Here is a 13,350-nt window from a genome sequence, read left to right on the forward strand (position 1 = left end):
ACATGACGACCACGGATCCGGCGCCCGGGATCGCCGTACGGCAAGGGCTGTGGGCGCACGACTGGGTGCGCTTCGGGGTACGGCGGGTGGGCCGCCTGCTCGTCTCGTTGTGGGTGGTGGTGACGGCCTCGTTCCTGATGATCCACCTGATCCCGGGTGACCCGGTCCGGGCCGCGCTCGGACCGACCGCACCGGCCGAGCTGGTGGCGGCCAAGCGGGCGGCGCTCGGCCTCGACGACCCGCTGTGGCGGCAGTACGGCGCCTACCTCGAGCGGCTGGTCAGCGGCGATCTGGGTAGCTCGCTCGTGTCGCAGCTGCCGGTGTCCGACGTGATCGCCCAGCGGCTCCCGGCGACGCTGGCCCTGGCCGTTCTCGCGTTCGTCCTCGCGGTGACGATCGCGCTCCCGGTCGGTGTCGTGGTCGGCGTGCTGACCCGCGGCGGCCGGGGCCGGCGGACCGAGCTCGCGTTCACCGCCGGCAGCGTGATCCTCGGCATCATCCCGGACTTCTTGATCGGGGTCGGCCTGGTCTTCGTCTTCGGTGTCAGCCTGAGCTGGTTGCCGGTCGCGGGCAACCAGTCGCCGGCCGCCTACGTCCTTCCGGTGCTCTGTCTCGCGCTCGGCCCGGCGGCGATCCTGGCGCGGATCCTGCGCGTCGAGCTGGTCAGCGTGCTCGACGCCGACTTCATCCGCACCGCCCGCGCCAAACGGCTGCCGGCCCGCGCGGTCTATCTGCGGCACGCACTGCCGAACGCGGCGACGGCCGCGCTCACCCTCGGTGCGCTGATCCTCAGCTCGATGGTCGCCGGGACCGTGCTGATCGAGAACGTCTTCAGCTGGCCGGGCCTGGGGATGACGATTGTGCAGTCGATCCTCGACAAGGACTATCCCGTCGTCCAGGGCATCGTCCTCGTGTACGGCGTCGGCGTGCTGGCCGCGAACACCGTCGTCGACGTCGCCCTCGCCCTGCTCGACCCGCGCTCGATCATCCGGGAGGACTGAATGCAGCGGCGACGATGGATCGGCGTACTCCGGACCCCGCTCGGACTCACCGCGACGGCCCTGGTGGTCGCGGTGCTGCTCCTGGCCGTTCTCGGGCCGGTGATCTGGTCGGGCCGGGCGAACGCGGTCGACACCGGCAACATCCTGGCCGGACCGTCGGCCGAGCACTGGACCGGGACCGACAACCTCGGCCGGGACATCTTCTACCGCGTCCTGGTGGCGGGGCGGCTGTCCGTCGAGCTCGCGCTCGCCGCCACCGCGATCGCGATCGCGGTGGGCCTGCTGCTCGGCACAGCGCCGTTCCTGCTGGGGCGACGGCTCGGCCGGCTCGTGACCGGCGCCGTCAACGTCGCGGTCGCCTTCCCGGGACTGCTGCTCGCGTTGTTCTTCGCCGTGATCTTCGGCGTCGGCGCGACCGGAGCCGTGCTCGCGATCGGGCTGGCCGGGGCGCCGGTGTTCGCCCGGCTGACGCAGACGCTGGTCGCCGGTCTCGCCGCGCGCGACTTCATCGCCGCCGCGCGGATCGCCGGGGTCGGCCGGATCCGGATCCTGTTCCGGCACGTGCTGCCGAACATCGCCGAACCGCTCGTCGTCAACGCCACGCTCGGCGCGGGCGGCGCGCTGCTGGCCTTCGCGGGCCTGTCGTTCCTGGGCCTCGGCGTGCAGCCGCCGGCGTACGACTGGGGCCGGCTGCTGTACGACGGGATCGGCGCGATCTACGTGAACCCGGCGGCCGCGCTGGCGCCCGGTGCCGCCGTACTGCTCGCCGGGCTGGCGTTCAACCTGTTCGGCGAGACTGTGGCCAAGGGCCTCGGTGTCACCCGGCTCGGCGCCCGCCGCGGTGCGATCCCACGGCCCGTACCCGAGGCCCGCGCTGCACAGGACGAACCGGTCCCGGACGTCGTGCTGGACGTCCGCGACCTCTCGGTAAGTTTCCCCGGTCCGGCCGGCGAGATCCGCCCGGTGCGTGGGGTGTCCTTCGCCGTACGACGGGGTGAGGCGCTCGGCGTGGTGGGGGAGTCGGGCTCCGGCAAGTCCCTCACCGCGCTGGCGGTCTCGCGGCTGATCGACGCCCCCGGGCAGGTCGACGCCGAGCGGGTCGAGTTCCTCGGGACCGACCTGCGCGGTCCCGACACCAGAGCGCGGCAGCGGTTGCTCGGGACCTCGCTGGCGATGGTGTTCCAGGACCCGATGACGTCGTTCAACCCGACGCAACGGATCGGCGGCCAACTGGCGGAGGTGGCCCGCCATCACCAGGGGCTGGGCCGGCGCGCGGCGCTGGCCCGGGCGGCGGACCGGCTGCGGGCGGTGCGGATCCCCGCGGCCGAGCGACGGATCCGGCAGTACCCGCACGAGTTCTCCGGCGGGATGCGACAGCGCGCGATGATCGGTCTGGGGTTGATGAGTACGCCCGCGCTGATCGTCGCCGACGAGCCGACCACCGCGCTGGACGTCACCGTGCAGCGGCAGATCCTCGAGCTGCTCGACGCGATCCGGCAGGCCGACGACGTCGCGCTGGTCCTGATCAGTCACGACGTCACTGTCGTCCGCGAGGTGTGCGACCGCGTGCTCGTGATGTACGCCGGCCGGATCGTGGAGGACCTGCCCGCGCACGAACTGACGAGCGGGGCGCGGCATCCGTACACACGCGCTCTGGTGGCCGCCGTCCCCGATCTGGACACCGACCTCGATCAGCCGCTGGCCGTGATTCCCGGCCGGCCGGTCGCGCCCGCGGAATTTCCGCCGGGCTGTGCGTTCGCTGCCCGCTGCCCGCTGGCCGACGAGCGTTGCCGGGCCGAGGATCCGCCGCTGTCGACCGACGGCGCTGGACGCCGGGTCGCCTGCTGGCATGCGGGCGAGACGATCGCGATCGAATCGTCGGTCGACGAGCTGGTGGAGGCGCCGTGAGCGAGTTGCGTTTCGACGACGTGCGGGTCAGCTACGGCCGGACCACGGCCGTCGACGGTGTCAGCCTGACGGTTCCGGCCGCTCAGATCGTCGGCCTGGTCGGCGAGTCGGGATCGGGGAAATCCACCTTGGCCCGGGCCGCGGTGGGACTCGCGCCACTGGACGGCGGACAGATCCTGCTGGACGGCCGGCCGGTGCCGACGCGAGGCCGGCAGCGCCCGTTGCAGATGGTGTTCCAGGATCCGTACTCCTCGCTGGATCCACGGATGGGGATCGGTGAGAGCGTCGCGGAGGTCGTCCCGCCGGGCGGGTCACGCGCCGAACGCCGGGCCGAGGTCGAGCGGCTGCTCGGGCTCGTGCACCTCGACCCCGCCCAGGCCGCGTCCTACCCGTCGCAGTTGTCCGGTGGTCAGCGCCAGCGAGTGGCGTTGGCGCGGGCCCTGGCCGGCCGGCCGCGGGTGGTGATCGCCGACGAGATCACCTCCGCCCTGGACGTCTCGATCCAGGGCGCCGTGCTCAACCTGGTGCGCGAGCTCCAGCGCGAGCTCGGTCTGTCCATCCTCTTCATCTCGCACAACCTCGCGGTGGTCCGATATGTGTCGACGCGGCTCGCGGTGATGTACCGCGGCCGGATCGTCGAGCAGGGACCGACCGACCGCGTCCTGGCCGAGCCTCGCGACGACTACACCCGCAAGCTGCTCGCCGCCGTCCCCGGGCCCACGGCCCCGACCGACAGGAGTACCTCATGACCCGACGGATGCGTATCGACGACCTGACCGATCTCGTGGTCCCGTCCCAGCCGGCGCTGTCCCCGGACGGTACGCGGATCGCTTACGTGGTGAGGACTCTGGACGCCGACCTCGACCGCAACGTCGACGAGCTGTGGCTCGCGGAGACCGGAGGCGGTCCGGCCCGCCGCCTGACCGCGGGCCCGAAGGACGTCGCACCTGCCTGGTCACCGGACGGCACGCGCGTCGCGTTCGTACGGGACGGACAGCTCGCCGTACTCACCGCCGATGGTGGCGAAGCGGAGACGCTGACCGATCTGTCCCTCGGCGCGGGTGCGCCGGCGTGGAGCCCGGACGGCCGGCGGCTGGCGTTCAGCGCGCTGGTCGACGACGGCACGAGCGGTCCGCTGGTCGCGGATCGCGTCGACTACCAGGCCGATGGCGCCGGCCGGTACGGCGCTGTGCGCAGCCAACTGCACGTCCTCGATCTCGCGACGCGCGACGTACGCCGGCTCACGGACGACTCGGAGAGCGCGGGACAACCCGTGTGGTCGCCCGACGGTACGACGCTCGCCTTCACCCGGCGCGTCGGCGACGACAGCGATCTGCGGTCCCGGACTGCCGTACACCTGCTCGCTGTCGACGACCCGAAGGCCGAGCCACGCGCAGTCGCGCTCACGGACGGTCTCGCGGCGACCGTCGACTACACCGCGGACGGCAGCGCGTTGCTCGTCATCGGCTGGCCGGGAGAACCGAAGGGCCACCTGCGGTTGCTGCTCGTTCCGCTGGACGGCGGGGAGACCGTCGAGCTGTCCGGATCGCTTGACCGCAACGTGATGCCGGGTGCGACCGCGTACCCGGGCGGACAGCCGCAGGAGCATGACGGCCGGATCTACTTCTGCGTCCGCGACCGCGGCTGCACGAGCTTGTGGTCCGTCGCCCTCGACGGTACCGGCGCACGTCCGGTCCTGGCCGGTGCCGACCGTGTGGTCGCCGGCCTGTCCGTTGCCGCCGGCAACGCCGCGATCACGCTCGCCGGCAGCACGTCGTACGGCGAGATCGCGGTCGTCGACCTGTCCACCGGCGCCTCGACCGTGCTGACCGAGCACGGATCCGCCCTGAACGACGTACAGCTGTTCCCCCGCGAGGAGCGGACCTTCACGATCTCGGACGGGACGCAGGTACAAGCCTGGCTGGTGCGTGATCCGGACCGCTCCGGTCCCACGCCGGTGCTGCTCGACATCCACGGTGGCCCGCACAACGCGTGGAACGGGGCCGCCGACGAGGTGCACCTGTACCACCAGGAGCTTGCGGCGCGCGGGTGGACCGTGCTGCTCGTCAACCCGCGTGGCAGCGACGGATACGGCGAGGCCTTCTTCGACGGAGCGGTGGGCGCCTGGGGTGTTGCCGATAGCAAGGACTTTCTCGAGCCGCTGGACCAGCTCGTCACGGAAGGGCTGGCGGATCCGGACCGGTTGGCTGTAGCGGGCTACAGCTACGGCGGTTTCATGACGTGCTGGCTGACCGCGCACGACGACCGGTTCGCCGCCGCGGTGGCCGGCGGCGTGGTCAGCGACCTGGTCAGCATGGCCGGGACCTCTGACGACGGGCACTTCCTCAGCGCCCACGAACTCGGCGGCCTGCCCTGGACGCAACCCGAGCGGTACGCCGCGATGTCGCCGATCGCGAGCGTGGCGGCCGTCCGCACCCCGACGCTGATCCTGCACGGCGCGGATGATCTCAGGTGCCCGGTCGGGCAGGCGCAGCAGTGGCACACCGCGCTGCGTGAGCTCGGCGTACCGACACGGCTGGTCCTGTACCCGGAGGCGTCACACGCGTTCATCCTGACCGGCCCGCCGTCGCAGCGGCTCGACTACAACCGCCGGATCGTCGAGTGGGTCGAGCAGCACGCCGTCCGCTCGGGCCGGCCGCGCATCGACATTGCGCACTGGCAGAAGCGGCTGGCCCGGCTGGCGGAACGGCACCACGTGCCGGGCGCGCAGCTCGGCATCCTTCGCGCGGACGAACAGGTCGAGGCGTCGTACGGCGTACTCAACCTGAACACGGGCGCTCCGGTGACGGGCGAGTCGGTGTTCCAGATCGGGTCGATCACCAAGGTCTGGACCGCGACCGTCGCGATGCAGTTGGTTGACGAGGGACTGCTCGACCTCGACGCTCCGCTCGTGGAGGTGCTGCCGGAGCTGCGGCTGAAGGACCCGGACGTGACCAAGGCCGTCACGCTGCGGCACCTGCTCACCCACACCAGCGGGATCGACGGCGACATCTTCACCGACACCGGCCGCGGCGACGACTGCCTGGAGAAGTACGTCGACCTGCTGGCCGACGCGGCGCAGAACCATCCGCTCGGCGCGACCTGGTCGTACTGCAACTCGGGCTACTCGCTGCTCGGCCGTGTGATCGAGAAGGTCACCGGCAAGACCTGGGACCAGGCGATGCGCGAGCGTCTGTTCACACCACTCGGCCTGACCCACACGACGACGCTGCCGGAGGAAGCCCTGGTGTTCGCCGCGGCGGTCGGTCATGAGGAGCGGGACGGGAAGCAGCAGCCCGTCCGGGTCTGGGGACTGCCGCGGTCGGTCGGACCCGCGGGACTCGTCACGTCGACGGTGTCCGACGTCCTGGCATTCGCTCGCTTGCATCTGGCCGCCGGTACGACGCCCGACGGGCAGCGGCTGCTCGCCGAAGCCACTGCGACCGCGATGACCGAGCACCAGGCCGACCTACCGGACAAGCACGTCCTCGGCGACTCGTGGGGACTGGGCTGGATCCGTTTCGGCTGGGACGGTCAGCGGTTGTACGGCCACGACGGCAACACGCTCGGCCAGGCCGCGTTCCTGCGGGTCCTGCCGTCGCAAGGACTTGCCGTCACGTTGCTGACGAACGGCGGCAACACCCGCGATCTGTACGAAGACCTGTACCGCGAGATCTTCGCCGAGCTGGCCGGTCTGGCGATGCCGGCGCCGGTGGCTCCGCCCGTGGAGCCGGTCGAGGTGGACGTCACGCCGTACGTCGGAGCCTACGAGCGCGCGTCGGTCCGGATGGAGGTCGAGGCGACGGCCGCCGGGCCGCTGCTGCGGACGATCCTGACCGGTCCGCTCGCCGAGCTCGTGCCCGACCCGGTGGAGGAATACCCGATGGTGCCGTTCGGGCCGAAGCAGTTCCTGGTCAAGCCCCCGGAGGCTGAGACCTGGGCGCCGGTGACCTTCTACGAGCTGCCGACCGGCGAACAGTACGTCCACTTCGGCGTGCGGGCGACGCCGCGGGTGAAGTGATGCTGACGGACCTCCTGGCGGACATCCAGGCCCTGGTTGAGTGCGAGTCGCCGTCGGCCGACCTGTCCGCGGTCGCCCGCTCCGCCGAGGTGGTGGCGCGGATCGGCACGGCCCGGCTCGGAGTCGAGCCCGAGCGGATCGTGCTGGACGGCCGCACCCATCTGCGCTGGCGGATCGGCAAGCGGCCGCGTGTCCTCCTGCTCGGCCACCACGACACGGTATGGCCGCTGGGGTCACTGGCAACTCGCCCGTACTCGGTCGAGGGCGGCGTATTGCGCGGGCCAGGCTGCTTCGACATGAAGGCCGGACTCGCGATGGCCTTCCACGCCGCCGCCGGACAGGACGGCGTCACGCTGCTCGTCACCGGCGACGAGGAACTCGGCTCGCCGTCGTCGCGATCGCTGATCGAGGACGAGGCCCGGGTCACGGAGGCCGCCTTGGTGCTCGAGGCCTCGGCCGACGGCGGCGCGCTCAAGACCGAGCGCAAGGGCGTGTCGCTGTACGACGTACGCATCACCGGCCGCGCTGCCCACGCGGGACTCGAACCGGAGCGCGGGATCAACGCGACCCTGGAGCTCGCGCACCAGGCACTCGCCGTGCACGCACTCGGCGCACCGGAACTCGGCACGTCGGTCACGCCGACAAGCTCCCGCGCCGGTACGACGACCAACACGGTCCCGGCCGGCGGATCGTTCGCGGTGGACGTACGAGCCCGGACGACCGCCGAGCAGGATCGCGTCGACGCAGCGATGCGTGCGCTACGACCGATGCTCGCGGGCGCCGCCATCGAGATCGGCGGCGGGCCGAACAGGCCGCCGCTGGAGTCGTCCGCCGTACTTCTCGAACGGATCCGCGCCGTCGCGGCCCGGCTCGGGATGCCGGCGCCGGCAACGGCCGCGGTCGGCGGCGCGTCGGACGGCAACTTCACGGCCGGCGCCGGGACACCGACGCTCGACGGACTCGGCGCGGTCGGCGGCGGTGCACACGCCGACGACGAGCACGTCCTGATCGAACCGCTCGCGGCACGGACCGAGCTCCTGCGCGCGCTCGTCGCGGACCTGCTGACCGATCCGATCCGGCACCTGACGACTACTGGCACGGGGCGACGATGACAAGAGCTGAAGACCAGGGCGGGCTGCGGGTCCTGGCCGACCCGGTCCAGGACCGCGCGACGGCCGCCGCGGAGGCGGCGGCGCTGAGCGCGGGAGTGGTGGTCCGCGAGATCTGGGACCTGACCGAGCTGGAGGGCGTCGTGCGGCTGTACGGCGCGATCTGGGGCAACGGCACCAACCCTCAGGTCACCGTCGAGCTGTTGCGCGCGTTGACCAAGGCCGGGAACTACGTCGGCGGCGCGTTCGACGGAGGCCGGCTGGTCGGCGCCTGCGTCGGCTTCTTCCACGCCCCCGCCGAGGACGCCCTGCACAGTCACATCGCCGGGGTGTCGCGGGACGGCATCGGGCGTGGTGTGGGCTTCGCACTCAAGCTGCACCAGCGGGCCTGGGCGCTGCGGCGCGGCGTCTCGGAGGTGGCCTGGACGTTCGACCCGCTGATCAGGCGCAACGCCTACTTCAACCTGGTGAAGCTCGGCGCCCGGGCCGACGAGTACCTGCCGAACTTCTACGGCGCGATGACCGACGCGATCAACGGCGGCGACGACTCCGACCGGCTGCTGGTCCGTTGGCGTCTCGCCGATCCGGCGGTGACGGCAGCCTGCGACGGCACACCTGTCGCCGTCGGCACCGGCGCGACGGTCGTTGCCCTCGGCATCTCTGCGGCCGGCGCGCCGGTCGTGGGTCCGGCGGATGACGCCACGTGCCTGGTCGCGGTGCCGTCGGACGTCGAGGCGCTGCGGGTGCGCGAGCCGGCGCTCGCCCGGCAGTGGCGGACCGCGGTGCGCGACACGCTCGGCGTACTGCTGGCGGACGGCGGGCGGATCACCGGCTTCGACCGAGCAGGTTGGTACGTGGTGAGGAGAGAACAGTGAAGCTGACCGGTGTTGAACTGCGGCACGTCTCGATGCCGCTCGTCGCTCCGTTCCGTACGTCGTTCGGCACCCAGACCACCCGTGACGTCCTGCTGCTGCGGGTCGTCACCGACGAGTCCGAGGGCTGGGGCGAGTGCGTGGCGATGACCGATCCGCTGTACTCGTCGGAGTACGTCGACGGCGCTGCCGACGTACTGCGACGGTTCCTGGTGCCCGCGCTGGCGGCGGCCGGCCCGATCGATGCGCACGCGGTCGCCACGGTGCTGACGCCGTACCGCGGGCACCGGATGGCGAAGGCCGCGCTCGAGACCGCCGTGCTCGATGCCGAACTGCGGGCCGAAGGGCGCTCATTCGCGCGCGAGCTCGGCGCGGTGCACGACCGGGTGCCGTGCGGGGTGTCGGTCGGGATCATGGACAGCGTCCCGGCCCTGCTCGATGCGGTCGGCAACTACCTCGACGAGGGCTACCTGCGGATCAAGCTCAAGATCGAGCCGGGGTGGGACGTCGAGCCGATCCGGGCGGTGCGCGAGCGGTACGGCGACGACGTCCTGCTGCAGGTCGACGCGAACACGGCGTACACGCCGGCCGATGCGCGGCACCTGGCCCGGCTGGACCCGTTCGGGCTCCTGCTGATCGAGCAGCCGCTGGACGAGGAGGACGTGCTGGGCCACGCCGAGCTGGCCCGGCTGATCGAGACGCCGGTCTGTCTGGACGAGTCGATCACGTCCGCGCGATCGGCCGCCGCGGCGATCCGGCTGGGAGCCTGCCAGGTGGTGAACATCAAGCCCGGCCGGGTCGGCGGCTACCTGGAGGCCCGCCGGATCCACGACGTGTGCGTCGCGCACGGCGTGCCGGTGTGGTGCGGCGGGATGCTGGAGACCGGCATCGGCCGGGCCGCGAACGTCGCGCTGGCCGCGCTGCCCGGGTTCGTCTTGCCGGGCGACACGTCGGCGTCCGGTCGCTACTACCGCACGGACATCACCGAGCCGTTCGTACTGGCGGACGGACAGCTCGCCGTACCGACGGGGCCGGGATCGGGGGTGTCGCCCGTGCCCGAGTTGCTGGACGAGGTCACCACCGGGGTCGAGTGGCTGACGGTGTAGTTGTCCGGGCGGACAGGTTTCGTGCTGGATCTTGTCCGCCCGGACGAAGTACTCTGAGTGTGTCCGCGCCTACCTTCGGGAGGTGCTCTCCGCGATGAGCTCGAGCCGCCCACGGGCCAGTCTGTCCCGGATCGTCGACGATCTCGGGGCGACCCTGCTCGACCTGGTGCACGGCGACACCGAGCCCGCCGCCGGCATCGGGGGCATCGGCGGGGTGGTCATCCATGACCCGGTCGACGCTCCGCCGCTGCCGCCGTACGCGCTGATCCTCGGCGTCGGCCTGGACGATCCGGAGCGGATCGCCGAGCTGCTCGGGAGTCTTCGGCGTGGTGCGGCCGCGGCACTCGTCCTGCGGGCGCCGGTGCCGTTGACGCCCGCCGTCAGGGCGGCCGCGGACGCGGCGAACGTCGCGCTGCTGGGCCTCAGCCGCGGTGTCCCGTGGGCGCACCTCGCCGCGATGCTCCGCTCGTTGCTGGCCGAGGGCGACGTCGGCGTCGCGGAGCCCGAGTCGCTCGGCGGGCTCCCGTCCGGCGACCTGTTCGCGGTCGCCAACGCCGTCGCCGCGCTGCTCGACGCACCGATCACGATCGAGGACCGCAACTCCCGCGTGCTGGCCTTCTCCGGCCGCCAGGACGAGGCCGACGCGTCCCGCGTCGAGACCATCCTCGGCCGGCAGGTTCCGGAACGGTTCTCCCGGATGCTGTCCGAGCGGGGCGTGTTCCGCGAGTTGCACCGCAGCGACGGGCCGGTGTACATCGAGCCGCTGCCGGACCGCCGCTCCGGGCTGACGATGCTCCGGGTGGCGATCGCGGTCCGCGCCGGTGACCAGTTCCTCGGCTCGATCTGGGCGGCGGTGCCCGAGCCGCTCACCGAGGAGCGGACCGAGGCCCTGACGGAGGCCGTGAAGCTCGTTGCCCTGCACCTGTTGCGGGTGCGCGCGGGGGCCGACGTACAGCGTCGTCTCCGGGCGGATCTGCTCAGCTCGGCGCTCGAAGGCGGTGCGGGTGCGCGCGACGCTCTCGAACGGCTGGGGCTGGCCGGCCGGTCCCTCGTCGTCCTCGCGGTCGCGCTCCGCGAGTCCGCCGCCGACGGCGCGATCGTCGCGCAGGAACTCGAACGGGTCGGCGACGCGCTCGCCGTCCATCTGGGCGCGGTGCAGCCAAGGTCCGCGGCCGCGCTCGTCGGTGGCGTGATCTACGGCCTGGTCCCGGCGACCGAGGACAGCGTCGTCCGCATCGCGACCGACTTCCTGCACCGGGTCGGTGACCGGATGTGCCCGATCGTCGGGCTCGGGCCCGCCGGCCGCGACCTGACCGGCATCGTTCAGGCGCGCGCGGGTGCGGACCGCGCCTTGCGGGTGCTCCGGGAGCGGCGCGGCGCGCCGCGGATCGCCCGGCTGGCCGACGTACAGGTCGAATCGCTCGTGCTCGAGCTGCGCGATCTGGCCGCTGCTCGCGGTGACCGTCCGGGAGAGGCGCTGGAACGGCTGATCCGCTACGACGAGCAGCACCGGAGCAACCTCGTCGAGACCCTGCAGGCCTGGCTGGACGCGTTCGGAGACGTCGCGATCGCCTCCGACGCACTGCACGTGCCCGCGAACACCTTCCGCTACCGCCTACGCCGAGCCGTCGAGGTCGGCGACCTCGACCTGGACGACCCCAACACCCGCTTCGGCCTCCAACTCCAGCTCCGCGTCCTCGTCCCGCCCCGAGCCCGTCCGAACTGAACGGTGCGGGCCACCTCGAACTCCACCGGATCACACCTGCTTGACCCGCGACACCGTGGCCAGTTGGGTGGTTCGGGTTTGCTCGATCCTGATGGCGAGGGTCTTGACGGCCGGGGACCGGCCGGCGGTCTTCACGCTGCGGGTGATCAGGGCGGACTGGTTGAGGTGGTCCTGGATCTCGGTGGTGAGGGTCTTGTCGAAGGCGGGGCCCTGGAGGTTGCTGAGGGCAAGTAGTTCGTCGGCGCGCAGCATGCCCGGCATGTCATGGCCCTCGTGCGGGTTGGTGGTCGGCAGGCCCGCCTCGGTGCGGAGGGCGGTCAGCTGCTGGAGCTCGGTTCGATGGCTCGGGGCGAGCTGCGCGGCGAGCCGCCGTACGGCGGGGTTGCGGGAGCGGGCCGGGGCGAGGTCGAGGATCTGGAGGAACTGCTCGTCCATCGGGATCATCAGTTCGAGCCAGGCGGCGTCGGTGGGATTGACCGTGGATCGGGTGTCCGGAGCGGCGGGCTGAGTGGTGCCGCACGCAGTCAGCAGCCCGCACGCGAGAGCGCCGACCAGCACGGCGCAGCGTCCAACGAGAGACATGTCGAGTCCTTGGGGGTCGACCTGCGGTGCCGGGGTCTGCCCCCGCCCGGCACCGCAGGAACTGTCAGGGCCGGCCCGGCAGGCGGTAGTTGTCGCCGAGGGCTTGGCCGCGATCGGGTTTGTAGAGGTCGAACCCCTTCGAGTTGCACTGCAGGCCACCGTTGATGCAGTGGCTCACCAGGGCAGCGAGCGTCGGCGGGTCCCAGGCGTTGAAGAAGTCGTAGTGCCAGGAGTACCCGCGGCCGCTGGCGAGGCGGATCCCGGTCAGGTCACCGTCGGCCGGGAAGGCGATCTTGAACTCGAGCATCGGCACCGGATTCGGATGCGACGCCGGGCAGACGCCGTTGACCGGATACGCCATGTGGCTCTTGTGGTCGGCTGAGTCGAGGTCGTGGCCGTTCCAGCAACTCGGCGCCTGGTAGCGGACGTTGAGCTGGGTCCCGGCCGGACAGCTCGCCGGGAAGTCCCAGTTGTGGAAGCTGTCGCCGCACTCCCAGCCCTCGACGGCGCCGGGTGCGGTCCGGAACGCGTCCTGGGTGGCCGCCGGGCTGCCGACCACGAACCGCAGCCCCGGCGGGAACGGGCGCACCGCCTGGTAGTCGAGGATGCCGGACTTGTAGTAGATGACCTGCGCCCAGGTCTGGATCACCGGCTGGTCGCCGCGGAACATCGTCGGCCACCAGTAGGCGGAGAGGTCGTCGGGGTTGAGGCACGTGGTTGAGTAGGCGCCGGCGCCGTTCAGGCTGTCCAGCGTCGTGGCGGCGTTCGTCGTGGTGTTGCCGACGAAGCTGTGCTCGTGGGACGCGCCCGGCAGGTTCGGGAACACGATCGGGTCGTCGGGCGCGCGGTGGTGGACGGTGCAGTTGACCTGGAACTCGTGGTGCGTGACCAGGTCGTCGGCCTGGGCCGCGGGACCGGTCGCAGCGGTCAGCAAGGCGATGACACCGGCGACGGCGCCGCCGGCGGACAGCAGTTTCTTCTTCCTGGTGAACACGGAACTCCTCCGGTGGGGGATTCCGCGGGGG

General features: G+C 71.9%; 10 protein-coding genes. 8 read left to right on the forward strand and 2 right to left on the reverse strand.

The window, feature by feature from the left end; all coding sequences use genetic code 11:
• Positions 1 to 2: 2 nt before the first annotated feature.
• From AB0I12_RS01705 to AB0I12_RS01740, 8 genes are all read left to right on the forward strand, one after another.
• Positions 3 to 1,001: an ABC transporter permease gene (locus tag AB0I12_RS01705; RefSeq protein WP_359923068.1), complete on the forward strand. Its 999-nt coding sequence runs from the start codon at positions 3 to 5 to the stop codon at positions 999 to 1,001.
• A complete protein-coding gene (locus tag AB0I12_RS01710; protein WP_359923070.1) occupies positions 1,002 to 2,909 on the forward strand; it encodes a dipeptide/oligopeptide/nickel ABC transporter permease/ATP-binding protein in 1,908 nt (635 codons plus the stop codon). It abuts the gene before it with no gap.
• Positions 2,906 to 3,658 carry an ATP-binding cassette domain-containing protein gene (locus AB0I12_RS01715; RefSeq protein ID WP_359923072.1) on the forward strand — a complete coding sequence of 251 codons (753 nt, stop codon included), beginning with the start codon at positions 2,906 to 2,908 and terminating at the stop codon, positions 3,656 to 3,658. The genes AB0I12_RS01710 and AB0I12_RS01715 overlap by 4 nt, the downstream gene beginning before the upstream one ends.
• Positions 3,655 to 6,930: a serine hydrolase gene (locus tag AB0I12_RS01720; protein WP_359923075.1), complete on the forward strand. Its 3,276-nt coding sequence runs from the start codon at positions 3,655 to 3,657 to the stop codon at positions 6,928 to 6,930. Before AB0I12_RS01715 ends, AB0I12_RS01720 begins: the two co-directional genes overlap by 4 nt.
• Positions 6,930 to 8,042, forward strand: coding sequence for a M20 family metallopeptidase (locus tag AB0I12_RS01725; protein WP_359923077.1), 1,113 nt, complete (start codon positions 6,930 to 6,932; stop codon positions 8,040 to 8,042). The genes AB0I12_RS01720 and AB0I12_RS01725 overlap by 1 nt, the downstream gene beginning before the upstream one ends.
• Positions 8,039 to 8,914: a GNAT family N-acetyltransferase gene (locus AB0I12_RS01730; RefSeq protein WP_359923079.1), complete on the forward strand. Its 876-nt coding sequence runs from the start codon at positions 8,039 to 8,041 to the stop codon at positions 8,912 to 8,914. Before AB0I12_RS01725 ends, AB0I12_RS01730 begins: the two co-directional genes overlap by 4 nt.
• Positions 8,911 to 10,017: an o-succinylbenzoate synthase gene (menC, locus tag AB0I12_RS01735; RefSeq protein WP_359923081.1), complete on the forward strand. Its 1,107-nt coding sequence runs from the start codon at positions 8,911 to 8,913 to the stop codon at positions 10,015 to 10,017. The genes AB0I12_RS01730 and menC overlap by 4 nt, the downstream gene beginning before the upstream one ends.
• A gap of 94 nt (positions 10,018 to 10,111) precedes the next feature.
• Positions 10,112 to 11,743: a helix-turn-helix domain-containing protein gene (locus AB0I12_RS01740; RefSeq protein WP_359923082.1), complete on the forward strand. Its 1,632-nt coding sequence runs from the start codon at positions 10,112 to 10,114 to the stop codon at positions 11,741 to 11,743.
• A gap of 30 nt (positions 11,744 to 11,773) precedes the next feature.
• On the opposite strand, the gene AB0I12_RS01745 is transcribed toward AB0I12_RS01740, so the two are convergent.
• Both AB0I12_RS01745 and AB0I12_RS01750 read right to left on the reverse strand, forming a co-directional pair.
• Positions 11,774 to 12,325: a DUF305 domain-containing protein gene (locus AB0I12_RS01745; protein ID WP_359923085.1), complete on the reverse strand. Its 552-nt coding sequence runs from the start codon at positions 12,323 to 12,325 to the stop codon at positions 11,774 to 11,776.
• Between the two features lie 64 nt (positions 12,326 to 12,389).
• Entirely contained in the window at positions 12,390 to 13,319 is a 930-nt protein-coding gene (locus AB0I12_RS01750) for a DUF1996 domain-containing protein (protein ID WP_359923087.1), read from the reverse strand.
• Positions 13,320 to 13,350 lie beyond the last annotated feature (31 nt).

The sequence above is a fragment of the Kribbella sp. NPDC050459 genome, from assembly GCF_040655315.1.
Taxonomy (GTDB): Bacteria; Actinomycetota; Actinomycetes; order Propionibacteriales; family Kribbellaceae; genus Kribbella.

Bases quoted from the DNA above. Each gene is read 5' to 3' on its own strand.
- AB0I12_RS01705 (WP_359923068.1), top strand. From the start codon at position 3: ATGACGACCACGGATCCGGCGCCCGGGATCGCCGTACGGCAAGGGCTG.
- AB0I12_RS01710 (WP_359923070.1), top strand. From the start codon at position 1,002: ATGCAGCGGCGACGATGGATCGGCGTACTCCGGACCCCGCTCGGACTC.
- AB0I12_RS01720 (WP_359923075.1), top strand. From the start codon at position 3,655: ATGACCCGACGGATGCGTATCGACGACCTGACCGATCTCGTGGTCCCG.
- AB0I12_RS01725 (WP_359923077.1), top strand. From the start codon at position 6,930: ATGCTGACGGACCTCCTGGCGGACATCCAGGCCCTGGTTGAGTGCGAG.
- AB0I12_RS01730 (WP_359923079.1), top strand. From the start codon at position 8,039: ATGACAAGAGCTGAAGACCAGGGCGGGCTGCGGGTCCTGGCCGACCCG.
- AB0I12_RS01740 (WP_359923082.1), top strand. From the start codon at position 10,112: ATGAGCTCGAGCCGCCCACGGGCCAGTCTGTCCCGGATCGTCGACGAT.
- AB0I12_RS01745 (WP_359923085.1), bottom strand. From the start codon at position 12,325: ATGTCTCTCGTTGGACGCTGCGCCGTGCTGGTCGGCGCTCTCGCGTGC.